Consider the following 21,410-nt stretch of genomic DNA (forward strand, 5'->3'; position numbering starts at 1 on the left):
ACCCATGAGCAAGCTGAACAAGTCCATCGTCGCGGAATTCGAATCCGCCCAGATCACCCGTGAACTGCCGAAGTTCAGCCAGGGCGACACCGTTGTCGTCAACGTGAAGGTGAAGGAAGGCAGCCGCGAGCGCGTGCAGGCCTACGAAGGCGTTGTCATCGCCACCAAGAACGCCGGCCTGAACTCCTCGTTCACCGTCCGCAAGATCTCGCACGGCTACGGCGTCGAGCGCGTGTTCCAGACCCACAGCGCCATCATCGACTCGGTCGAAGTGAAGCGTCGTGGTAAGGTCCGCGCCGGCAAGCTGTACTACCTGCGTGGCCTGGAAGGCAAGGCTGCCCGCATCAAGGAAGACCTGGCTGCCGCCGCTGCCGCCAAGGCTGCCCGTCTGGCCGACAAGGCCTGATAAACAACTTCGGTTGTTGCCGCGACGGCCACCTTCGGGTGGCCGTTTGCGTTTCCGGCATCGCATCGGCCACGATCAGCTGATGAACGACATCAACCCGCGCTATCCGGCTGTGATCCAGTCGGCGCTGCGCTTCCTCGACGGCAAGGGGCTGGCGCGCGTGCAGTCGGCGCCGCTGTTGCACCGCCTGCTCTGGCGCCTGGGCATTGCCCTGCCGCCCCCGATCCTTGCCGGCTTCGGCATCAATGCGCTGGTCCAGGGCCTGCTGTTCGGGGTGTTCTGGACCGCGCTGATGTGGCTGATGCTGTGGCAGGGCAGTGAACGCCCGCTGGCGTTGCTGCTGGTGGCGGGGCTGTTGGCCGGTGCGCTGTTCGGCGTGGTGATGGCGGCCCTGATGCGCGCGCTGCGTCGACACCGCAAGCTGCCCGAGTGGCGCCAGTTCCGCGCGGGCTGGCGGACTGAGCCGATGGCGCACCGCGCCGTGACCGACAGGCGCGCGTCGCGCTAGGCTGCCGGTATCATCCCGATGGAGGTGCAGTGCGATGCCTGCCAAGCGAACCGCACTCTCCGCTGCACCCACGCTGCTGTCCGGCGGCAACCCGCAGATCGCCAAGGGCGAGGGCAATGCTACGGTGCAGGCCTACATTGCTGCCATGCCTGGCTGGAAACGTCCGATCGGCGAACAGCTGGATGCGCTGATCGAACACGCCGTACCGGGCGTGCACAAGGCCGTGAAGTGGAATTCGCCGATGTATGCGGTCGCCCCGGGCGAAGGCTGGTTCCTCAGCTTCCATTGCTTCACCAGCTACATCAAGGTGGCGTTCTTTCGAGGTGCCGCACTCACCCCGGTGCCCCCTCAACCCTCGAAGAGCGCCGATACCCGCTACCTGCATATCGCGCAGGAGGGCGTGCTGGACGAAGCGCGGTTCCTCGACTGGGTGCGCCAGGCCGCCGCGCTGCCCGGCGAGCGCATGTGAGCCCCGCTGTTCCGATTCCTTCCCGACGAGAGCACCCGATGGCCACGCATGCACCCAACCCTGCCGATGCCGGTACAGCGGCCGCCGGCCTGATCGATGCCCGCATCGCCGAGCTGGGCGACTGGCGCGGCGAAACGCTGGCTCGCATACGCGCGTTGATCCATGAGGCGCTGCCGGATGTGCAGGAAACCTGGAAATGGCGCGGCACGCCGGTCTGGGAGCACAACGGCATCCTGTGCACCGGCGAAACCTACAAGCAGGCCGTGAAGCTGACCTTCGCCAACGGCGCGGCGCTGGCCGATCCGAAAGGGCTGTTCAACGCCAGCCTGGAGGGCAGTACGCGGCGCGCGATCGATATTCACGAGGGTGCGATGCCGAACGTCACGGCCTTCAAGGCGCTGGTGCGCGCGGCCGCCAAGCACAACGCGGCGAAGAAGAAGCGGTAGAGCCGGCCAGTGGTCGGCTCTACCGTGGCGGGGCTGACTCCAGCGCCGCATCCGGGTCCGCAACCGGCGATGGCGGGCAGGCCGGAATCTCCGACGGCGTGGCCAGCTCCTCGGCGTGCGACGGTTTGTTGATCATCTTCGCCTTGCGCCATCCGCCCCAGCGGTAATACGCCAGCGACAGCAGCATCGACACGAACGAGCTGACCGGGAAACTCCACCAGATCGCATCGGCGCCCCAGTACGGCTGCAGCAGTTCGGCGAACGGCACGCGTACGCCCCACAGCGAACCCGCCAGGATCAGCAGCGGCGGAATCACCGCACCGGTGGAGCGCACCACGCCGGAAATCACGAAGCTGACGCCGAAGAACAGGAACGAGCCGATCACCACGTGGTTCAGGTGGCGGGCGATGTCCAGCGCCTGGCTGGCCGGCGGCAGGAACAGCGCCAGCAACTGGCGGTCGAATACCACCAGCGGCAGGATCAGCGCGCCGGTCAGCAGGAAGTTGAACAGCACGCCCTGTCGCGCGGTGCCACGCACGCGGTCCCAGCGCTGCGCGCCGACATTCTGCGCCGCCATCGACGAACACGCCGCACCGATCGCCATCGCCGGCATTTGCAGGTAGTTCCACAGCTGCAGCGAGGCGCCGTAGCCCGCGCCGGTAGCCGTGCCGTACTGGTTGACCATGGTCATCAGCAGGATCACCGACAACGAAATCAGCACCATCTGCAGGCCCATCGGCACGCCCTTGAGCACCAGTGCCTTGAGGATGGTCAGGTCGAGCTTGAACAGGCGCATGTCGGCTCGCCCCAGCCACAGGGTATGGCGCTTGTAGCGCATGTACAGCAGCAGGCCGGCCAGCGACAGCGTCTGCGCGACCAGGGTGGCCCAGGCCGAGCCGGCAATGCCCAGCGACGGGAACGGGCCCATGCCGAAGATCAGCACCGGGTTCAGCACGATGTCCAGTGCCACCGACACCAGCAGGAAGCGGAACGGCGTGCGCGAATCGCCGGCACCGCGCAGGGCGGCGGTGAGGAAGGCGAACGCATACAACGCCGGCATCGCCAGGAAGATGATCCGCAGGTAGGCCTCGGCCAACGGCAGCGAGGCGGCCGGGGTGCCCATCGCCGCCAGCAGGGGGTGCGCCATGAACCAGCCGGCGACGGCGATGATCACCGACAGGCCGATGAAGAAGGTGGCGCTTGTACCGACCACGCGCCGTGCCTGGGCGATGTCCCGCGCGCCGATCGCTTGGCCGATCAGGATGGTGGAGGCCATGCCGAAGCCGAACACCGAGCCGATCAGGAAGAACATGATGTTGTTGGCGTTCGCGGTCGCGGTCAGTGCGGCCTCGCCGAGGAAGCGCCCCACCCACACCGCATTCACCGAGCCGTTCAGCGACTGCGCGATGTTGCCGGCCAGGATCGGCAGCGAAAACAACAGCAGATTGCGGCCGATCGGGCCGGAGGTCAGGTCAAGCGGCGCCTTGGCCATGGAGTGGTGATCGAATCCCGGGAGGCGCACACTAGCACCAAGCCGGTTTGCGGGGTGTGGCAATGCATCAACGACTGCAGGTGACGCGGGCTCTGGCGTTGGCCTTGATCGGCGCCGCACTGGCCGCATGTTCGACAGGTGACCGGCTGGGCGATACCCAGGTGCGACCGACCGACCGCCCCGAGTGCCTGGTCGGCAGCCAGCGCCAGGATCTGTCCGCAGGTGTGCCGACCCTGATCGGCGGCACCGGCTGCCGGACCGACCCTGACAATCCGCGTCCCCTTAACAAGCCACCGGAGTAGTGCGCAACGATGCATGAGCTTTCCGCGCTGTCGCCCAGTGTCCGCCTGGACATCTGGCTGTGGGCGGCCCGTTTCTTCAAGACCCGCAGCCTGGCCAAGCAGGCCATCGAGACCGGCAAGGTCAGCGTGGCTGGGCAGCGCCCGAAATCCTCGCGCGCGGTGCGCGTGGGTGAGCAGCTGCAGGTGGAGCGTGGCGAGGAGCATTTTGAGATCCAGGTGCTGGGCCTGAGCGATCAGCGCGGACCGGCACCGGTGGCGCAGCAGCTCTATGCCGAGAGCGAGACCTCGAAGGCGCGCCGTGCCGAGCGGCGTGCACTGCGCATCGCCGCACGCGACGGCTTCCAGCCACCGGAGCACAAGCCGGACAAGCGTGCGCGGCGGTTGATCCGCGCGCTGGGCGACCTGGACGCGCTTTGACGGTCGTCGCCCAACTTGGTGAGCGGTGCGCCCGACTGCCAACCCGGATTGGCGGCCACGGTTCATGGACGCGCCGCGTGCACTCAGCCGCTGTTCGGCTTGCGCCCCGCAGGTTGGGTCTTCCTTCTCATGGAAGACCTTCATGTTCCTGCGCCGCAGCCTGCTGTGCCTGACCCTCGCCACCGCCGTCCCGGCGTTCGCTGCCGACATCACTTTCTGGGATACGCCGCAGCGCGGTGGCAACAGCTTCAACGGGAACCCGCCCGATCGTGCCTACTTCCAGGCGCTGCGCGAGACCGGCGCGACCTGGGTGCGACTGAGTCCGGACAAGTGGAAAAGCGCTGGCGGCCGCGACTTCCTGATTGGCAATGCCGACAATTACCAAGGGTTGGTGCAGGCCGATGTGGCGACCTTGCGCCGTGCGCTGGATGACGCCAATGCCTCGGGCCTGAAGGTGGTACTGGTGCCGTTGTCGCTGCCCCTGCTGCGCTGGAAGCAGAAGAACAATGACGTGGTCGACCAGCGGCTCTGGCAATCGATGGACAACCACCTGCCGGCGCAGCGCTTCTGGCGAGACCTGGCTACGGCGCTGAAGGGGCATCCGGCGCTGGCGGCCTACAACCTGATCAACGAACCTTCACCCGAGTACGGCACTGCGCTGGCCGAGCATGCGTCACGCGCGGCGATGCAGCAGTGGTACGCCAGCGTGGAGGACGGCCCGCGTGATCTGCGATTGCTGTACCGCGAGCTGATCGCCAGCGTGCGCGCGGTGGATGCGGACATGCCACTGATGCTCGATGCCGGCTGGTACGCTGCGGCCGATGCGTTTGACTACTGGCCGGCGCCGTTGGACGACACGAAGCTGCTGTACAGCGTGCACATGTACGAGCCCTATGCGGCGACCAGTGCGCCGAACCAGAAGCGCACCACGCCGTATCGCTACCCGGGCATGGTGCCGTTTGGCGAGCACAGCGAACGTTGGGATGCCCCGCGTGTGCGCAGCTACCTGCAGCAGCCGATGGACTGGGCGAAGACCCATGGCATCGGTGCCAACCGGATGGTGATCGGTGAGTTCGGCTGCATGCGGCGCTGGCCGGATTGCGCGGCCTACCTGCGCGATGTGCTGGAGGTGGCCGAGCAGCATCAGGTGCACTGGGCGTTCTATGCCTTCCGTGAGGATGGCTGGGATGGGATGGATTACGAGCTGGGCGGCAAGGCGCTGCCGTGGTCGTATTGGCAGGCGGTGGAGAAGGGCGAGGCAGTGCAGCCACCGCGCTCGTCGCAGTCGCCGTTGTTTGCGCCGATCCTGCAGCGGTTGAAAGACGGGGCGCCGTAGTCGCCCACCTTGGTGGGCGGCTCTGCCGGATGCCCATGCCAACCAAGGTTGGCATCTACCGGGCCATGGCCGCCGGGCCAGGCCTGGCAGCCCTCTGCATCACATCAACCGTGCAGGTCGTAACGGTCCAGTTCCATTACCCGCGTCCAGGCGGCAATGAAATCCTGCACGAACTTCTTCTCGCCATCGGCGCTGGCATAGACCTCGGCCAAGGCGCGCAGCACGGCGTTGGAACCGAACACCAGGTCGGCGCGGGTGCCGGTCCAGCGTGCGCTGCCATCGCCACGACCGCGGCCTTCATAGCTCTCGCGGCCGGTAGCCTTCCACTGCGTGCCCATGTCCAGCAGGTTCACGAAGAAGTCGTTGCTCAACGTGCCGACGCGCTGGGTGAACACGCCGTGCGTGCTGCCATCGGCATTGGCACCGAGCACCCGCAGGCCGCCAACCAGCACGGTCATCTCCGGCGCGGTCAGGGTCAGCAGCTGCGCCTTGTCGATCAGCAGCGCCTCGCCCGGCACGCTGTACGCGTCCTTGAGGTAATTGCGGAAACCATCGGCCACCGGTTCCAGCACCGCGAACGATTCGACGTCGGTCTGTTCCTGACTGGCATCGGTGCGGCCCGGGGTGAACGGCACGCTCACCTCATGGCCACCGGCCTTGGCCGCCTGCTCGACGCCCACGCCACCGGCCAGCACGATCAGATCGGCCAGCGACACCTGCTTGCTGCCTGCGCGATTGAACTCGGCCTGTACCTTTTCCAGGGCGGCCAGCACCTTGGCCAGCTGCTGCGGCTGGTTGACCGCCCAGTCCTTCTGCGGGGCCAGGCGGATGCGCGCGCCATTGGCACCACCACGCTTGTCCGAGCCGCGGAAGGTCGAGGCTGAGGCCCAGGCGGTGGACACCAGTTCGGCGACGCTCAGGCCGGTCGCGGCAATCTTCTGCTTCAGCGCGGCGATGTCCTTGGCGTCGATCAGCGGGTGCTTGGCTTCCGGCACCGGATCCTGCCAGATGAACTCCTCGGCCGGGATCTCCGGGCCCAGGTAGCGCGCACGCGGGCCCATGTCGCGGTGGGTCAGCTTGAACCAGGCGCGGGCGAAGGCATCGGCGAAGGACTGCGGATTCTCGAGGAACTTCCGCGAGACCTTTTCGTAGGCCGGGTCCATGCGCAGCGACAGGTCGGTGGTCAGCATGGTCGGGCGATGCTTCTTCGACGGATCGTGTGCATCGGGAATGACCGCGTCGGCATTCTTGGCCACCCATTGGTGGGCGCCGGCCGGGCTCTTGGTCAGCTCCCATTCGTTGCCGAACAGGATCTCGAAGAAGTCGTGGCTCCACTGCGCCGGGGTGCGCGTCCACGTCACTTCCAGGCCGCTGGTGATGGTGTCGCCGCCCTTGCCGCTGCCGAAGCTGCTGACCCAGCCCAGGCCCTGGTTTTCCAGGCCTGCAGCTTCCGGCTCCTTGCCCACGTTGTCGGCCGGGCCGGCGCCGTGGGTCTTGCCGAAGCTGTGGCCGCCGGCGATCAGGGCAACGGTTTCCTCATCGTCCATGGCCATGCGGCCGAAGGTATCGCGGATGTCATGCGCGGCCAGGACCGGGTCGGGGTTGCCGTCCGGGCCTTCCGGGTTCACGTAGATCAGGCCCATCTGTACCGCAGCCAGTGGATTCTCCAGCTTGCGCGAATGCACGTCGCCATCGGCGTCGTCATCGGACACCAGCACGCCGTGGTCTTCCTGCACGCCTTCAGAGCCGTGCTTGTAGCGCACATCGCCGCCCAGCCACGTGGTTTCGCGGCCCCAGTACACGTCCTGGTCCGGTTCCCAGGTATCGGGGCGGCCGCCGGCGAAGCCCAGCGTCTTGAAGCCCATCGATTCCAGCGCGACGTTGCCGGTGAGGATGAGCAGGTCGGCCCAGGAAATCGCCTGGCCGTACTTCTGCTTGATCGGCCACAGCAGGCGCCGTGCCTTGTCCAGGCTGACGTTGTCGGGCCAGCTGTTGAGCGGGGCGAAGCGCTGCTGGCCGCGACCGCCGCCGCCGCGGCCATCGCCGATGCGGTAGGTGCCGGCACTGTGCCATGCCATGCGGATGAACAGGCCGCCGTAGTGGCCGAAGTCAGCCGGCCACCAGTCCTGCGAATCGGTCATCAGCGCTTTCAGGTCGGCTTTCAGCGCGGCGTAGTCCAGGCCATTGAAGGCCGTGGCGTAATCGAAGCCTGCATCGAGCGGATTGGAGCGGCTGGAGTGCTGGTTGAGCAGGTCCACGCGCAGCTGGTTGGGCCACCAGTCGCGGTTGGTCGTGGCGTCACCCACCACGGCATGGTTGAAGGGGCACTTGGTTTCGCTTTTCATGGGTATCTACCTGTGGCCTGGCGAAGTGGAAATCCGGTTCAAGCCCACGATAGGCAGGGCCCGATGATCGGTAAATTTGATTGATTCAACCAGTGCGATAGCGGTGGCCTATGGGATCGTCTGGAAGGACGGTCGTGGCCGATCAGCGTTTCAACAGGCCTGCGCCCAGCTTCATCAGGTCGCTGGCCCCGAATTGGCCGTCGCCGTCCTGATCGAGTGCGCCACCGAGCAGGCTGCCGAGGCCGCCGCCAGCGTGCTGGTTTTCCTGGCCGAGTGCCGAACTGAGTTCGCCTGCACTTCCCTGCTGGGCGAAGCGCTGGGCCAGGAACGACATGACGATGGGGGCGAGGATGGCCAGCAGCTTGCCGGTGGTGCCGCTGTCCAGGCCGGTCTTCTGGCCGAGCAGCTCGGCCGCTTGCGGCTGCTTGCCGCCGAACACATGGCCGAGAATGCCGGCGCCGTCGGTGGCGCCACTGCCGCCACCGCCCATCACCGCGCCGAGGATGCCGCCCAGGTCGAAACCGCCACCGCCGCTGCCGCCGCCGAGGTGGTCGCGCTGCAGCGCATTGAGCAGGGACTGCGCGCCCTGCGGTTCGCTGGCGTTCTGGCCCATTGCGCCCAGCAGCAGCGGCAGGGCGCTGCCTACCGCCTGGGTGGTCTGGCTGCTGTCCAGGCCGAGCTGCTGGGACACCTGCTGCAGGCCTTGCCCCTGCTGCAGCTGCTGGAAAAGGGACGCGGCGAGGGATTCGGTGTTCACGGCGGTCTCCGTTCTGTGAAGGAAGGACCGCCCGAGCATAACGCTGGGTACACGACGGAAATGCGAAGGCAGCCGAGCGCGGGCTCGGCTCTACAGCGTCAGCGCCGGGCCATGCCCGGCGGGCGCGGTTACAACAACGTCTTCAACCGGTACAGGGCTTCCAGCGCCTGCTTCGGGGTCAGCTCGTCCGGGTCGATCGCGGCCAGCGCTTCCTGCGCCTTGCTGGCCGGTGCGCTGAACAGGCCGAACTGCTGCGGTGCATCCAGCGCCTGCGGCGAGACCTCGGCAGCATGGCTTCGCTACCGCGCTTCTCCAGTTCGGCGACCCCCAACCGTCAGCAAGGTCGGCTACCCGTCTGCCTACTGAATTTCACTTGTTCAGTTTAATTGCTCGCGCCTATCATGACTTGGCAGTAGACAGTCAGTAGCAGGCAGTCCGCGGCGACGAGATCGCAACTCACCTGAAGTCGCGGTGAGCAAATTCTGGACTGTAGGTAAGGGGACTAAATGGGGAGTACATGAAGTACATATCGCTGGCTATCGGGATTACGATCCTTCTCGCTTACTCGATGGCTCTATGGAAGTGGAAGCGTTCAGAAATCCTTCCATGGTTTCACACCGCGTGTGCAACCGTTGCCTCGATTCTGATTGGCGCCTTCACGGCAATAGCGCTCTTTGACTATCAAGAGTCTTCCAAACAAGAAGCAGACCGGGCGAGGTATCACGCTCTACTTTCGGTCGAGATCTCCGGGATTCGCGCACATCTGCTTAAGCCAACTGGCGCGACGGTTGAGCTGGATAATTTGGAAAATATCGATATTAGAGTTATGCATCTGCGCGCAGAAGTTCTTAGGGATGCGGGTCGTAGCGGCTTGTTTGACATCCAGCAATCGCAGCAGATGCTTGAGTTGGCGCAAAGCGTCGAAGCCTGGAACATGAAGACTGAAGGACTGATTGGTGCATTGAATGCGCAATCAGGTCAGCCGCAATACGGCGCGCGGATTCGCTGGTATAGCAGCAATCTGGAATCATCCAGAGAAGGACTGCTTGAAGGTGTCCGGTGGCTGTCGCAAAACATGGAACTGGAAAACTATCCAGCGAAAATGTACTAGTGCTGCGTTTTACTATTCGGGCTGCGGAGAAGCGCTGAATGACGCGCACGTCGGTGTGCATCTGGCAGGCTTCTGGCCTGCCATGCTTCAGAAACGATTCGTTTGGTGTAGTTACAACAACGTCTTCAACCGGTACAGGGCTTCCAGCGCCTGCTTCGGGGTCAGCTCATCCGGGTCGATCGCGGCCAGCGCTTCCTGCGCCTTGCTGGTCGGTGCGCTGAACAGGCCGAACTGCTGCGGTGCATCCAGCGCCTGCGGCGAGACCTCGGCAGCATGGCTTTCGCTACCGCGCTGCTCCAGTTCGGCCAGGCGACGCCGGGCCTGGGCCACGGTCGCGCGCGGCAGGCCGGCCAGCGCGGCCACCTGCAGGCCGAAGCTGCGGTTGGCCGGGCCGTCCTTCACTGCGTGCATGAACACCAGCGCGTCACCGTGCTCGACGGCATCCAGGTGCACGTTGGCGATGCCGCTGCGGCCGCCTTCGTGCTGCTCGTCGGCCAGCGCAGTGAGCTCGAAGTAGTGGGTGGCGAACAGCGTGTAGCAGCGGTTCTGGTAGGCCAGGTGGCGGGCCACCGCATCGGCCAGGGCCAGACCGTCGTACGTGGACGTGCCGCGGCCGATCTCGTCCATCAGCACCAGCGAGTGGGCCGTGGCGTGGTGCAGGATGTAGCTGGTCTCGGCCATCTCGACCATGAAGGTCGACTGCCCGCGTGCGAGGTCGTCGCCAGCGCCGATGCGGGTCAGGATGCGGTCGATCGGGCCGATCAGCGCACGGCTGGCCGGCACGAAGCTGCCGATGTGGGCCAGCAGCACGATCAGCGCGTTCTGCCGCATGTAGGTCGACTTGCCGCCCATGTTCGGGCCGGTGATCACCAGCATGCGACGGTCCGGATGCAGGTCCAGGTCGTTCGGCTCGAACGGCTGTTCGCGCACGGCTTCGACCACCGGGTGGCGGCCGCGTTCGATCTTCAGGCAGGGCTCGGCCTGCAGTTCCGGGCGCGCCCAGTCCAGCGCCTGCGCGCGTTCGGCGAAGGCGGCCAGCACGTCCAGTTCGCTGAGCGCGGCGGCGCACTGCTTCAGCGGTTCCAGCTGGCTGCCAAGCGTGTCCAGCAGCTGCTCGTACAGATACTTCTCGCGCGACAGCGAGCGGTCGCGTGCGGACAGCACCTTGTCCTCGAAGGCCTTCAGTTCCTCGGTGATGTAGCGTTCGGCATTGGTCAACGTCTGGCGACGGGTGTAGTGCACCGGCGCGCGGTCGGACTGGCCCTTGCTGATTTCGATGTAATAGCCGTGCACACGGTTGTAGCCGACCTTGAGGGTGGCGATGCCGCTGCTTTCGCGCTCGCGCTGTTCCAGGTCGACCAGGAACTGGTCGGCGTGGGTGGACAGGCGGCGCAGCTCGTCCAGCTCTTCGTCGAAGCCGTCGGCCAGCACGCCGCCATCGCTGAGCTTCAGCGGCGGCATCTCGGCGATGGCGCTGGCCAGCAGCCGCGCGCAGTCGTCGTGCTCACCGAGCGCGGCATGCAGGGCCTGCAGGCGCGGCGAATCGAGAGGTGCCAGCAGCTCGCGCACCGCCGGTAGCAGGCCCAGGCCATCGCGCAGGGTGGAGAAGTCGCGCGGGCGCGCCGAGCGCAATGCGACGCGGGTGAGGATGCGCTCAAGGTCACCGAGGCGGCGGAACTGCTCGCGGATATCGGCATCGCTGCCGCGGTCGATCAGCGTCTCCACGGCGTGGTGGCGCTGCACCAGTACCTCGCGCAGGCGCAGCGGGCGATGCAGCCAGCGCCGCAGCAGGCGGCCACCCATCGGCGTCACCGTGCTGTCGAGCACGCCCAGCAGGGTATTGCGGGTATCGCCGTCGACGCGCGTGTCCAGCTCCAGGTGGCGGCGGGTGGCGGCGTTCATCGCGATCGCCTCGCCAGCGGTCTCCATTGCGATCGAGGTCAGGTGCGGCAGGCGCTGCTTCTGGGTTTCCTCGACATAGCCGAGCAGGGCGCCTGCGGCGGCGGTGGCGCGCGGCTTGTCGTCGATGCCGAAACCGCTCAGATCATGCAGTTTGAAGAAGTTGAGCAGCTGGCGACGGCCGCTGTCGGCGTCGAACAGCCACGGCGCACGCCGGCGCACGCCGGTGCGCTGGCGCAGGAACTCCGGCCAGCTCTCTTCGTCGGGCACCAGCAGCTCGGCCGGTTCCAGGCGTGCCAGTTCGGCTTCCAGCGCGTCGTCGGTTTCCACTTCATTGACCATGAAGCGGCCGCCGGCCAGGTCGGCCCAGGCCAGCCCGTAGCCCTGCTTGCTGCGCGACAGCGCCATCAGCAAGGTGTCGCGGCGCTCGTCCAGCAATGCCTCGTCGGTGACGGTGCCGGGGGTGACGATGCGCACCACCTTGCGTTCGACCAGGCCCTTGGCCAGCGCCGGGTCGCCGATCTGCTCGCAGATTGCCACCGATTCGCCCAGCGCCACCAGCCGTGCCAGGTAGCCCTCGTAGGCATGCACCGGCACGCCGGCCATCGGGATCGGCGCACCGCCGGAGCTGCCGCGCTGGGTCAGGGTGATGTCGAGCAGGCGCGCGGCTTTGCGCGCATCGTCGTAGAACAGCTCGTAGAAGTCGCCCATGCGGAAGAACAGCAGCAGGTCCGGATAGTCGGATTTGGCGGCGAAGAACTGCTTCATAAGGGGCGTGTGCTCTGCACTGGCCTTCGATGCAGACGGTTTCGCTTTTGAATCAGTGGTTTGCAAGAGAACTTCCTACGGGTTGTAGCGGTCGATCGCGGCAGCTGACGGCGCGCCGCCGAGGCACCAAGTTTAAGCTGACCCACCGCCAAATCCGCGAACTGAGTGCGCCAAGCGCCCGGTTGTGGGCCGTCGTGCAGGGCGGCCATGTCCCCACAGGCGTTGGCAGCCTGCAGAAGGCCATTGCCGTCGCAGGGCGGCAACAACACCTATTGCCAGGACAACGAAACCGCCTGGATCGACTGGGAACGCGATACCACCGGGGGCCGGCTGGCCCAGTTCGTCCGCAATTTGCTGGCACTGCGAAAGAACCATCCGATCCTGACCCGCGGCCGCTTCCTCAACGGCCAGTACAACGAACAGGCGGATGTGCGCGATCTGACCTGGCTGAATCCCGCAGGCAGGGATATGACCGATGAGACTGGAATGACTCGGGCGCGCGCTCGGTCGGCCTGCTGCTGGAGGGCAGGGCACAGGCATCAGGCGTGCGCGAGCATGCCAGCGACGCCAGCCTGCTGGTGCTCATCAACGCCTATCACGAGGGTGTCAAGTTCCAGCTCCCTGATGACGAGGGGGCCTCACTCAGCTGGTCGATGCTGCTGTCCACCGATGCAGGCCTTGGGGGCGAGCAGGACGTGCTGGGCGCCGGCCACTTCCTGGCCCCACCGCGCAGCCTCACCGTTTTCCGTTGCGGGGTAGCGGCTGCTGGCTGAGCCATGCAGAGAAGCCCCGCTTTCCCGGGGCTTCGATTGTTCACGCCATATCCCACTTGTGCGCGGCGGCGGGCTTCTGTTTGTAGATCTCGCCGGTGAAGTCCACGTGCAGCTCCATCCATTCGCCCCCCTTCTGGCGGGCCAGTACTTCAAAGTGCTTGGGGTGACGCTGCGGCTGCCCAGCAGAAGTCCACCCCGCCTGTTTCACCGCATCCAGCGCGGCGGCGGGATCTGCCTGCACGTGCCTGCCGGCAGGATGGCCCGGCCGGTGGTGTGGCTTCTTGTGCTCGATGTCCACCCGCTTGCCGCCGGTGCGGGCAATGCTGAGCACCTTGATTTCCGAAGGGCGGCGTTCACCCTCCAGGGTAACGGCGAGGCCTGGCTCGAGGGCGAAAGCCTCGGCGCCTTTCGGCCCCAGATCGGCCAGATAAGGCTGGCCATCCGCCAGCAGAGTGAAGCGGTGGGCGAAGACGTGTTCAACAACGCCGGACAGGGCGATCTTTTCATGGTGCGGCATGTATTTCTCCTGAGAGCGCCCATGCTCGGGCGCACGTATCAGGTGGGTGCCGCACGGCGCGCATGCAATGCAGTTCGATGCCGGAGTTCAGCGCAGGTTGCCCCACGCAGATTGCATGATCACTCAACCAACGCCGGTCGGCCCTTCAAGAACCAGCCGTACTTTGCGCAGCAGCTGCTGCCGGTTGAAGGGCTTGTTCAGCACCTCGTACTCCGAACCACCTGCATCTGTACGTTCAATCCCGGCTTCGGCATAGCCCGTCGTCAGCAGCACCTTCAGCTTCGGCAGGCGACGCTTGGCCTCACGGGCCAACAGTACGCCATTCATGCCGCCGGGCATGATCAGATCGGTGAACAGCAGATCGAATACCTCGCCCCGTTCCATCAGCGCAAGCGCCGATGCCCCATCGCTGGCAACATGCGTGTGGTAGCCGCCCGCTTCGAGCAGCATCTGCGCTAGTTCGGCGACATCATCGCGGTCTTCGACAATCAGGACGCGTTCGCTGCCACCGCGGTCCATGGCCATGTTGGAGGGTGCGGCATCCTTGGTCAGCGCATCGGTCGTGGCAGGGAAGTACAGGCTGACGGTGGTGCCCACGCCGGGCTCGGAGGCGATGCGAACGGTGCCACCGGATTGCTTGACGAAGCCATAGACCATCGATAGCCCCAGGCCGGTGCCTTCACCTTCCTCCTTTGTGGTGAAGAAGGGGTCCATCACCCGGCGCACAATGTCCGGCGACATGCCGCTGCCGTTGTCCTGCACCGAAATGCAGACCAGGCGACCCGCCGGCAGATGATCGAGTTCGTTGGCAGCCGCAGCCTTGGAGACCTCCACATTTCGCGTGCTCAGCAGTACGCGCTGGTCCGGACGACCCTTCAGCGCATCGCGCGCATTGATGACCAGGTTGAGAATGGCCACCTCGGCCTGGGTCGTGTCGATCCTGCAGTTCCAGAGCGCGGGCGCGAGGCTCATCTGCAGTTCCACGTCCGCGCCCACACGCTGCGCGGCCAGCTCCACCGTGGAGGAGACGAGGGAATTCAGATTGACCGTGCGGCCTTCCAGTTTCTGCCGTCGCGAGAAGGCCAGCAGCTGCTGGGTCAGCACCGCAGCTTTGTTGGCTGCGGACTGGGCCTGGGTGGCGGCGCGCCTGACGAAGCTGTCGGGCGGAAGCTCCCTGTCAGACGTCCCGGTGATCATCTCCAGGTAGCCGGACATGACCTGCAGCAGGTTGTTGAAGTCATGCGCGATGCCGCCCGTCAGCTGCCCAAGGGCTTCCATCTTCTGTGCCTGTCGAAGCGAATCCTCCGCATCACGCCGGCGCGACACATCAAGCTGCGAACCGAAGAAGTACACCAGCGTGCCGTCGTCGTCGAACACCGGCGACACAAAGAGTGCATTCCAGAAGGTCGAACCGTCCTTGCGGTAGTTCAGTACCTCGGTCGCCGCCTCACGGGTCTCAGCAATGGCGTCCCGGATCTCGGCGATCGCATCGGGGTCGGTTTCCGGTCCCTGCAGGAAGCGGCAGTTGCGGCCAATCAGCTCGTCTCGCTCATAGCCGGTCATTTCGACGAAAGCCCGGTTGGCGAAGATGATCGGATTATCGGGCTGGTGCGGGTCGGTGATGATCATCGGCATCCGCGTGGTTTCCACGGCGCTGAAGAAGATGTCCGAGCGCTTGTCACCTACTGCCGCTTGCTGGTGGCTTCTGACCGCGGGTGCTGGAAATCCCTTGAATTGATCGTTCGACACGCACGTCCTTTGGCAGCGGGGGGCTGCTCCGTCCAATCGCTGGAGCGTTTGAAGGCGCACACGATGCCACAAGCAGACAATCGTGACCGCGTTCATTATTAACAATTCAGAAAGAAGCTTTGGGGCGTCACTGATTACTTGCAGAGTGCTAGCGCTGTGCGGTTGGCGCAGACCGTTGCCTGCGCCAACGCGTCTGGTCAGGCGATACCTGCACCGCCGGTTACGCCGAAGACTTCACCGGTCAGGTAGCTACCTTCCTGACTGGCCAGAAGCACATAGATCGGCGCGATCTCCACAGGCTGCCCGGGGCGCTTCATCGGCACCTGGGTGCCAAACTTGGTCACTGCCTCGGTCGGCTGCCCACCGGAAGACTGCAGTGCCGTCCAGAACGGGCCCGGCGCAACCACGTTGGCACGGACTCCCTTCTCTATCAGCTGTGCCGACAGTGCTTTGGTGTAGGCCACGATGCCCGCCTTGGTGGTGGCGTAATCCAGCAGGATGGCCGAAGGGTCATACGCCTGCACCGAAGCAGTGGTGATGACCGCTGCGCCCGGCGGCAGGTGCGGAACCGCTGCCTGGCAGATCCAGTGCATGGCGTAGAGATTGGTCTTCATCGTCTTGTCGAAGTCCTCTGCGCTCAGCTCCCCGATGCTGTCCCGATACTGCTGACGGGCCGCATTGACCACCAGGATGTCCAGGCCGCCGAAGGCTTCCACGGTGCGCTCGACCATCGTCCTGCACCACTCCGGGTCGGTGATGTCACCCGGCAGCGCCAGTGCCTTGCGACCTTCGGCTTCGATCAGTGCGAACACTTCTTCCGCGTCCGAGGCTTCGGACGGCAGGTAGGACAGGGCAACATCGGCGCCTTCGCGCGCGTAGGCAATGGCAGCAGCGCGCCCGATGCCGCTGTCAGCGCCGGTAATCAGCGCCCGGCGTCCATTCAACTTGCCCGAACCCTGGTAGCTGGTTTCGCCGTGGTCCGGCACGGGGTCCATGTCTGCCGCCTTGCCCGGCACCGGCTGCGGCTGGGCGGGAAAGGGCGGCTGCGGATACTGGCTGCGCGGGTCCTGCATTTTCAGACGATCAGTCATGGTCGATCCTTATCGTGGGGCGGGGAGGTGTGGGCCGCTCAAGGGCAGTCCAGGGTGTCTGCAATGGTGGCCATGGCCATTACCTGGGCCAGATGGCTCAAGCCCTGCGGGGTGTTGCCGAGGTAGTGGCCCGTGGCCGGGTCCACCATTTCGCTGAGCACGCTCTGGCAGCGGCCAAGCGCGCCGTTCAACGCATCCACGCGGGCGCGGGCGTCCTCGACGAAGCCCAGCCGCGCGTAGGCCTCAGCCATCCAGTAGGAGCAGGCGATGAAGCAGCCTTCTTCTTCGGGCATGCCCGAGTAGCGATAGTGAAAGCCGGATTGGCCCAGGTCGCGGTCGATGGCCTGGAGGGTGGCAAGCAGGCGGTCCCTGCCGTCGAAGCGGAAGCGCACTGCCAGTGCGAGCGCCGCATCCAGCTTGCCGCTGCCGGGATACATCTCGAAGGCCTGCAGGGCATCAGACCAGCAATGGGTTTCGATCCAGTCACTGATGCGGTCGCGTTCGCGCTGCCAGCGGTCACGGCACGTCGTCGGCAGCTGGCCCTGATCGGCAAGCTCGACCGCCCGCGCCAGCGCCTGCCAGCAGCTGATCTTGGACATCGTGTAATGCTCCCGCTCGGGCAGTTCCCAGATGCCGGAATCCTTCGCGCGCCAGTGGTCCGCGCAGAGGTCGGCAATGCGGGAAAGCAGCTCCGCACTGGCTCCATCCAGAATGTTGCCAGCCGCCACGAAGCAGAACGCGGTCTCGAAGATGTCGCCGTAGATGCCATGCTGGTGCTGGTCGCCGGCAAGATTGCCTTTCACTACCGGCTGCGTATCGCGGTAGCCGCGCATGGGCAGCTCCTGTACCTGTTCCACGGTCTCGCCATCGAGAGTGAAGACCACCTTCGGCCCGTGGCGGCGCAGCTGGCGGAGCAGCCAGGTAAACGCCGCTTTTGATTCCGCCTCCAGACCTGCGGCCAGGAACGCCTGGATGGTGTAGCCGGCGTCGCGCACCCAGGCGTAGCGATAGTCGAAGTTCTTGTCGCCGCCGATGCGCTCGGGCAGCGAGGTCGTGGCCGCAGCAGCAATGGCGCCAGAGGGTGAATAGAGCAGCAGCTTCAGGGCCAGCGTGCTTCGTACGAACGTGGCCCGGTCCCAGCCGTCGTAGCGTACATTGCTCGCCCACGCCTTCCATTCGCGATCGGTCAGGTCGATGCGGCCGTCGACTTCCTCCACCGACGGCGCCACCAGCGGCTCATCCTCGCCTACCACGAGCGCTACCGTCACCCGCTCGCCGGCAGTGACCGTGCACTCACCGCTGGCACCCTCGTCGGTCCACTGCAGCTGCAGCGCCGGATGATGGATCACAACCCCCAGCAGCCGCTGCACATGGAAGACCGTGTGCTCGCCAATGGACGAACAGTAGGGGCTGGCAGACTGTGCGCGTGTACTCGGCCGCATGTGCACGGTGAAACGCACATTGCCTTCAAGACCTTCAATGCGCCTCGCCAGCTCACACCACGGTAGTCGACCGGCATTGCCGCTGTTCAGTGATTCCGTCAACGAGGCGCGCCCGGATGCCGTTGTAAACACGGTTTCCAGCACGTTGCTTTCATCCCGGTAGCGGCGTTCAACAGTGCAGGGCTCGGTAGGCGCGATGATGAAGTACCCACCGTTGCTGCCGTCCAGCAGGCGATCAAACAGCGGCGGACTGTCCATGTTGGGCGCACACCACCAGTCGATGGACCCGTCGCAACCGGTCAGGGCAACAGAGCGCCCCTCGCCCAGTGCGGAGTACTGTTCGATCGGCAGCGCGCCGTCGCGCCTGGGCTCACTTGCAGCGGATGTCTTGCCCTCCGTCGTTCCATCGAGGGGGAGGGCCTCGGGCAACGTCGGCATCAACGCACCCGCCGGCAGGCGAGCAAGGCGGCCGGAACAGCGACAGGGGGGGACATGGTGGAAATCCAGACAGGGGGTGCATCGAACCTAGAGAGCGACCTGCGCAAACAGGGTGAGGCGGTGTTCAACGCCACGTGATCATTGCGCGGCGTTGACACCTGCATGCACGCCATGTGGACACGCCCACCACCATGCTCGCGCCGCTACACGCTGAGGTCCGCATGCAACGTCCCACGCTTTTCCTCCTGCACAACCTGGGCGCCAGCCACCAGGAATGGGGCGCCGTACAGCGTATCCTCGGCACTCAATTCGAGTGTGTCGCGCTGGACATACCTGGCTTCGGGGGCACGTCCGCAGGCAACACGACCGGCATCGATGCTCTCGTGGACTGGTTCCAGCAGGAAGTGACCGCGCGTGCCCCCACCTGCTGGTTCGCCGTCGGCCACAGCATGGGCGGCAAGATTGCAACGCTGCTTGCCGCGCGCAGCCGCGACGGCGTACAGGGGCTGGCAGGCCTGGCCGGTGTAGTGCTGGTGGCGGCATCACCTCCGTGCCCCGAGCCCATGGAAGAGGCACGCCGCGAGGAGATGCTCGGGTGGTTCGCCGAAGGCGGCCCCACCCGTGCCGATGCTGAAACATTCATCGACGCCAACACGCATCGTCCGTTGCAGGGTGCCGCCCGCGAAGCCGCGATCCGCGACGTGCTGCGGACCGATCCCATCGCCTGGCGTGCCTGGCTGGAACAGGGCAGCCGCGCGCATCGCCAGGAACAGGCGGCCCACCTGCACGTGCCTGCGCTGATACTGGCGGGCAGAGAAGATGGCGACCTGGGTGAAGCCGCCCAGCGTGCACTGAACGCGCCGCACTATGTGCACGCGGCCGTCGACATCGTGGCGGACGCTGGCCACCTGATTCCTGTCGAGCAGCCGGCGTGGCTTGCCCACCGCATCGCAGCCTGGGCACTGCCGCTGGCGGCACGTGCACTGCCGCCGGCCTTCATCCAGTTGTTGGACGCCGAGCGGGTTGCGCCGCGCATGCGGGCCCGCCTGCTGGCCCGACATGCCACGCCGTTGCCGCTGTCCGAGTCGGCCCTGCCGGCACGCCATCTGGCCGTGCTTTCTGCCCTGGCCGCATGCCTGTTACCCGGCGCAGATGCTGATGATCTCGCAGTGCGCGCCGGCCACGCGCTGGTGAACCACGAGAGCGACGGCTGGCGCTTTGCCGACCTGCCGACGGATGCGGATGCGTGGTCACAGGCGCTGGACCAGCTGGATGCGGCTGCCAATGGATTCAGCACACTCGCGCCCACCGAACAGCAGGCACTGCTTAAAAAGGTGCAACAGCAGAGCGCCGCCGCGCCGCCTGGCGCCGTGCTGAACCCCGCGCAGTGGGCCCACTGGTTTGAAGATGCGCGGGCCTTGTTTGCCAGGATCTGGATGAGCCTCCCCTCCACGTGGGCTGCCGTTGGCTATGACGGCTTTGCTGTCGGCGGCAAGGGCGCGCACAGTCCAGGCTATGAGCACATCCAGACCGGGGTGACCGACGCATGGCAGCTGCCATGCTGAATCGCACTCGCCGCCGTGACGGGAAGGACGAGTCGTTCGATGCGGTCATCATCGGCAGCGGTGCTGGCGGCGCCCCGTTGGCAGCCCGTCTGGCCGAGGCGGGTCTATCGGTGCTGGTGCTGGAAGCGGGTCGAACCTTCGCACCGGACGACCACCTTGCCGACGAACTGGCCACCGACATCTACTGGATGGAAGAGCGCCTCAGTGGCGGCCAGACGCCTACCGCCTTTGGCGCCAACAATTCCGGCCAGGGTGTGGGTGGGTCCACCCTGCACTGGGGCGCGTTCTGCCCACGCCCAGACCCCCGGGATCTGTGCCTGCGCTCTATGACAGGGCAGGGAGCCGACTGGCCCATCGCCGACGCCGAGTTGCGAGCATACGTGCAGCGCGTTGAGACCTTCATCGGCGTATCGGGGCCCGCGCACTACCCGTGGGACCCGGCACGTCAGTACGACTACCCGCCCGTGCTGCGCAATGCCTCCGCACAGGCCATGCAGCGCGGATGCGATGCGCTGGGCGTAACTGCCACCGATGCGCCCGCCGCGCTGGTCAGCCGGGCACGGCAGCAAGCGCACTGGGGCCTGCGCCAGGCCTGCAACCACTGCGGCGCGTGCCACCAGGGCTGCAGCAACGGCGCCAAGGCCAGCATGGATACCTCTTGGCTACCGTGGGCGAAGGCGCACGGCGCGGTCATCCGCGACCAAAGCCGGGTGGTTGACCTTGAGCGCGACGCCTTGGGCCGCATCAGCGCGGTCGTCTACCAACGCGACCATCGCCTGCACCGGGTGAAATGCTCCGCTGCCTTCCTGTGCGCCGGCGGCGTGGAAACGCCGCGCCTGCTGCTGAACCTGGGGCTGGCCAACAGCAGTGGCCAGGTCGGTCGCAACTTCATGGCCCACGTGGCCACCCAAGTGTGGGGCTTCTTTGACGCGGACATGTGCATGAACCGCGGCTACCCGTCCTCCCTCATCACGGAGGATTTCGTCCGCCCCTATGGAGCATCGTTTGCCGGCGGCTACCTGGTGCAGAGCCTGGGCGTGCAGCCCGCCACGTTGGCCAACACCCTGGCCCGCGGCGCAGGGCTGTGGGGCCGGCCGCTGGTGGATGCACTGTCTTCCTACCGGCACCTGGCCGGCATCGGCATCAATGGCGAGTGCCTGCCGCAGGAAGGGAACCAGCTGACCCTGAGTGATGAGCGCGATGCGTTTGGCATGCGCCGTGCGCGGGTGGATTTCAGTTATGGCCCCAACGAAAAGGCACTGGACGCGCACGCGCAGAGCCAGCTGACCCGCATCTGGGAAGCTGCAGGTGCCACCGGCATCTTCGTCGCCGCGCGCTCGGCCCACACCCTGGGTACCTGCCGCATGGGCGACTCGGCCGACACCGCCGTCGTGGATGCCGACGGCCGCAGTTTCGACATCCCCAATCTCTTCATCTGCGACAACTCCATCTTCCCCAGTGCCTTGGCCGCCAATCCGGCGCTGACCCAGATGGCGCTGGGCCTGCGCACCGCCGAGCGGTTCCTGCAGACGCTGCCACCACGCGGCACCACCACTTCCTCCCCAACGAAGGACATATC

17 protein-coding genes and 2 pseudogenes are annotated in these 21,410 nt (G+C 65.9%); 11 read left to right on the forward strand and 8 right to left on the reverse strand.

What is annotated here, in order from left to right; genetic code table 11:
* The first annotated feature begins 4 nt into the window (after positions 1-4).
* The 4 genes from rplS (at position 5) to QZ853_RS02740 (ending at position 1,829) form a co-directional block, all read left to right on the forward strand.
* Positions 5-406 carry a 50S ribosomal protein L19 gene (rplS, locus tag QZ853_RS02725; RefSeq protein ID WP_005415736.1) on the forward strand — a complete coding sequence of 134 codons (402 nt, stop codon included), beginning with the start codon at positions 5-7 and terminating at the stop codon, positions 404-406.
* An 82-nt stretch (positions 407-488) separates the two neighbouring features.
* The gene (locus QZ853_RS02730; RefSeq protein WP_295570531.1) at positions 489-914 is read left to right on the forward strand and encodes a DUF6404 family protein; all 426 of its coding nucleotides are present in this window, start codon (positions 489-491) and stop codon (positions 912-914) included.
* 34 nt (positions 915-948) lie between these two features.
* The gene (locus QZ853_RS02735; protein WP_295570532.1) at positions 949-1,383 is read left to right on the forward strand and encodes a DUF1801 domain-containing protein; all 435 of its coding nucleotides are present in this window, start codon (positions 949-951) and stop codon (positions 1,381-1,383) included.
* A 38-nt stretch (positions 1,384-1,421) separates the two neighbouring features.
* Complete coding sequence (locus QZ853_RS02740) at positions 1,422-1,829, forward strand: DUF1801 domain-containing protein (RefSeq protein ID WP_295570533.1); 408 nt, start codon at positions 1,422-1,424, stop codon at positions 1,827-1,829.
* A gap of 19 nt (positions 1,830-1,848) precedes the next feature.
* On the opposite strand, the gene QZ853_RS02745 is transcribed toward QZ853_RS02740, so the two are convergent.
* A complete protein-coding gene (locus QZ853_RS02745; protein WP_295570534.1) occupies positions 1,849-3,321 on the reverse strand; it encodes an MATE family efflux transporter in 1,473 nt (490 codons plus the stop codon).
* A 62-nt stretch (positions 3,322-3,383) separates the two neighbouring features.
* Here QZ853_RS02745 and QZ853_RS02750 point away from each other — a divergent pair, with 62 nt between their 5' ends.
* From QZ853_RS02750 to QZ853_RS02760, 3 genes are all read left to right on the forward strand, one after another.
* Positions 3,384-3,623, forward strand: a complete 240-nt coding sequence (locus tag QZ853_RS02750) for a hypothetical protein (RefSeq protein ID WP_295570535.1) — start codon at positions 3,384-3,386, stop codon at positions 3,621-3,623.
* Positions 3,624-3,632: 9 nt separating this feature from the next.
* The gene (locus QZ853_RS02755; protein WP_295570536.1) at positions 3,633-4,040 is read left to right on the forward strand and encodes an RNA-binding S4 domain-containing protein; all 408 of its coding nucleotides are present in this window, start codon (positions 3,633-3,635) and stop codon (positions 4,038-4,040) included.
* Positions 4,041-4,182: 142 nt separating this feature from the next.
* On the forward strand, positions 4,183-5,376 hold the full coding sequence (locus tag QZ853_RS02760; protein WP_295570537.1) for a cellulase family glycosylhydrolase: 1,194 nt from the start codon (positions 4,183-4,185) through the stop codon (positions 5,374-5,376).
* A gap of 104 nt (positions 5,377-5,480) precedes the next feature.
* Here the strand turns inward: QZ853_RS02760 and katG are convergent, their stop codons facing one another.
* Complete coding sequence (gene katG / locus QZ853_RS02765) at positions 5,481-7,721, reverse strand: catalase/peroxidase HPI (RefSeq protein ID WP_295570538.1); 2,241 nt, start codon at positions 7,719-7,721, stop codon at positions 5,481-5,483.
* A 142-nt stretch (positions 7,722-7,863) separates the two neighbouring features.
* On the reverse strand, positions 7,864-8,517 hold the full coding sequence (locus tag QZ853_RS02770) for a DUF937 domain-containing protein (RefSeq protein WP_295570539.1): 654 nt from the start codon (positions 8,515-8,517) through the stop codon (positions 7,864-7,866).
* Positions 8,518-8,995: 478 nt separating this feature from the next.
* On the opposite strand from QZ853_RS02770, the gene QZ853_RS02775 reads away from it, so the two are divergent.
* Positions 8,996-9,589 carry a hypothetical protein gene (locus tag QZ853_RS02775; protein ID WP_295570540.1) on the forward strand — a complete coding sequence of 198 codons (594 nt, stop codon included), beginning with the start codon at positions 8,996-8,998 and terminating at the stop codon, positions 9,587-9,589.
* Positions 9,590-9,700: 111 nt separating this feature from the next.
* On the opposite strand, the gene mutS is transcribed toward QZ853_RS02775, so the two are convergent.
* On the reverse strand, positions 9,701-12,256 hold the full coding sequence (gene mutS / locus QZ853_RS02780; protein WP_295570541.1) for a DNA mismatch repair protein MutS: 2,556 nt from the start codon (positions 12,254-12,256) through the stop codon (positions 9,701-9,703).
* A gap of 255 nt (positions 12,257-12,511) precedes the next feature.
* Between mutS and QZ853_RS02785 the strand changes: the two are divergent.
* Positions 12,512-13,029: pseudogene (locus QZ853_RS02785) on the forward strand (glycogen debranching enzyme GlgX); the annotation flags it as partial.
* 40 nt (positions 13,030-13,069) lie between these two features.
* Here the strand turns inward: QZ853_RS02785 and QZ853_RS02790 are convergent.
* From QZ853_RS02790 to QZ853_RS02805, 4 genes are all read right to left on the reverse strand, one after another.
* The gene (locus tag QZ853_RS02790; RefSeq protein WP_295570543.1) at positions 13,070-13,546 is read right to left on the reverse strand and encodes a hypothetical protein; all 477 of its coding nucleotides are present in this window, start codon (positions 13,544-13,546) and stop codon (positions 13,070-13,072) included.
* Positions 13,547-13,669: 123 nt separating this feature from the next.
* A complete protein-coding gene (locus tag QZ853_RS02795; protein ID WP_295571128.1) occupies positions 13,670-15,211 on the reverse strand; it encodes a histidine kinase famiy protein in 1,542 nt (513 codons plus the stop codon).
* 281 nt (positions 15,212-15,492) lie between these two features.
* On the reverse strand, positions 15,493-16,386 hold the full coding sequence (locus QZ853_RS02800) for an SDR family oxidoreductase (protein ID WP_295570545.1): 894 nt from the start codon (positions 16,384-16,386) through the stop codon (positions 15,493-15,495).
* 38 nt (positions 16,387-16,424) lie between these two features.
* Entirely contained in the window at positions 16,425-18,266 is a 1,842-nt protein-coding gene (locus QZ853_RS02805; RefSeq protein ID WP_295570547.1) for a glycoside hydrolase family 15 protein, read from the reverse strand.
* Between the two features lie 173 nt (positions 18,267-18,439).
* Here QZ853_RS02805 and QZ853_RS02810 point away from each other — a divergent pair, with 173 nt between their 5' ends.
* Together QZ853_RS02810 and QZ853_RS02815 are read left to right on the forward strand one after the other, a co-directional pair.
* Positions 18,440-19,831, forward strand: coding sequence for an alpha/beta fold hydrolase (locus QZ853_RS02810; RefSeq protein ID WP_295570550.1), 1,392 nt, complete (start codon positions 18,440-18,442; stop codon positions 19,829-19,831).
* Positions 19,825-21,357 (forward strand): annotated as a pseudogene (locus tag QZ853_RS02815) (GMC family oxidoreductase); the annotation flags it as partial. The gene QZ853_RS02810 and the pseudogene QZ853_RS02815, both read left to right, overlap by 7 nt.
* Positions 21,358-21,410: the final 53 nt, after the last annotated feature.

It is taken from the genome of uncultured Stenotrophomonas sp. (assembly GCF_913778665.1).
Classification (GTDB): domain Bacteria; phylum Pseudomonadota; class Gammaproteobacteria; order Xanthomonadales; family Xanthomonadaceae; genus Stenotrophomonas.

Bases quoted from the DNA above. Each gene is read 5' to 3' on its own strand.
- QZ853_RS02770 (WP_295570539.1), bottom strand. From the start codon at position 8,517: ATGCTCGGGCGGTCCTTCCTTCACAGAACGGAGACCGCCGTGAACACC.
- QZ853_RS02735 (WP_295570532.1), top strand. From the start codon at position 949: ATGCCTGCCAAGCGAACCGCACTCTCCGCTGCACCCACGCTGCTGTCC.
- QZ853_RS02740 (WP_295570533.1), top strand. From the start codon at position 1,422: ATGGCCACGCATGCACCCAACCCTGCCGATGCCGGTACAGCGGCCGCC.
- rplS (WP_005415736.1), top strand. From the start codon at position 5: ATGAGCAAGCTGAACAAGTCCATCGTCGCGGAATTCGAATCCGCCCAG.
- mutS (WP_295570541.1), bottom strand. From the start codon at position 12,256: ATGAAGCAGTTCTTCGCCGCCAAATCCGACTATCCGGACCTGCTGCTG.
- QZ853_RS02755 (WP_295570536.1), top strand. From the start codon at position 3,633: ATGCATGAGCTTTCCGCGCTGTCGCCCAGTGTCCGCCTGGACATCTGG.
- QZ853_RS02790 (WP_295570543.1), bottom strand. From the start codon at position 13,546: ATGCCGCACCATGAAAAGATCGCCCTGTCCGGCGTTGTTGAACACGTC.
- QZ853_RS02750 (WP_295570535.1), top strand. From the start codon at position 3,384: ATGCATCAACGACTGCAGGTGACGCGGGCTCTGGCGTTGGCCTTGATC.
- QZ853_RS02800 (WP_295570545.1), bottom strand. From the start codon at position 16,386: ATGACTGATCGTCTGAAAATGCAGGACCCGCGCAGCCAGTATCCGCAG.
- katG (WP_295570538.1), bottom strand. From the start codon at position 7,721: ATGAAAAGCGAAACCAAGTGCCCCTTCAACCATGCCGTGGTGGGTGAC.
- QZ853_RS02730 (WP_295570531.1), top strand. From the start codon at position 489: ATGAACGACATCAACCCGCGCTATCCGGCTGTGATCCAGTCGGCGCTG.
- QZ853_RS02805 (WP_295570547.1), bottom strand. From the start codon at position 18,266: ATGCCGACGTTGCCCGAGGCCCTCCCCCTCGATGGAACGACGGAGGGC.
- QZ853_RS02775 (WP_295570540.1), top strand. From the start codon at position 8,996: ATGAAGTACATATCGCTGGCTATCGGGATTACGATCCTTCTCGCTTAC.
- QZ853_RS02745 (WP_295570534.1), bottom strand. From the start codon at position 3,321: ATGGCCAAGGCGCCGCTTGACCTGACCTCCGGCCCGATCGGCCGCAAT.
- QZ853_RS02760 (WP_295570537.1), top strand. From the start codon at position 4,183: ATGTTCCTGCGCCGCAGCCTGCTGTGCCTGACCCTCGCCACCGCCGTC.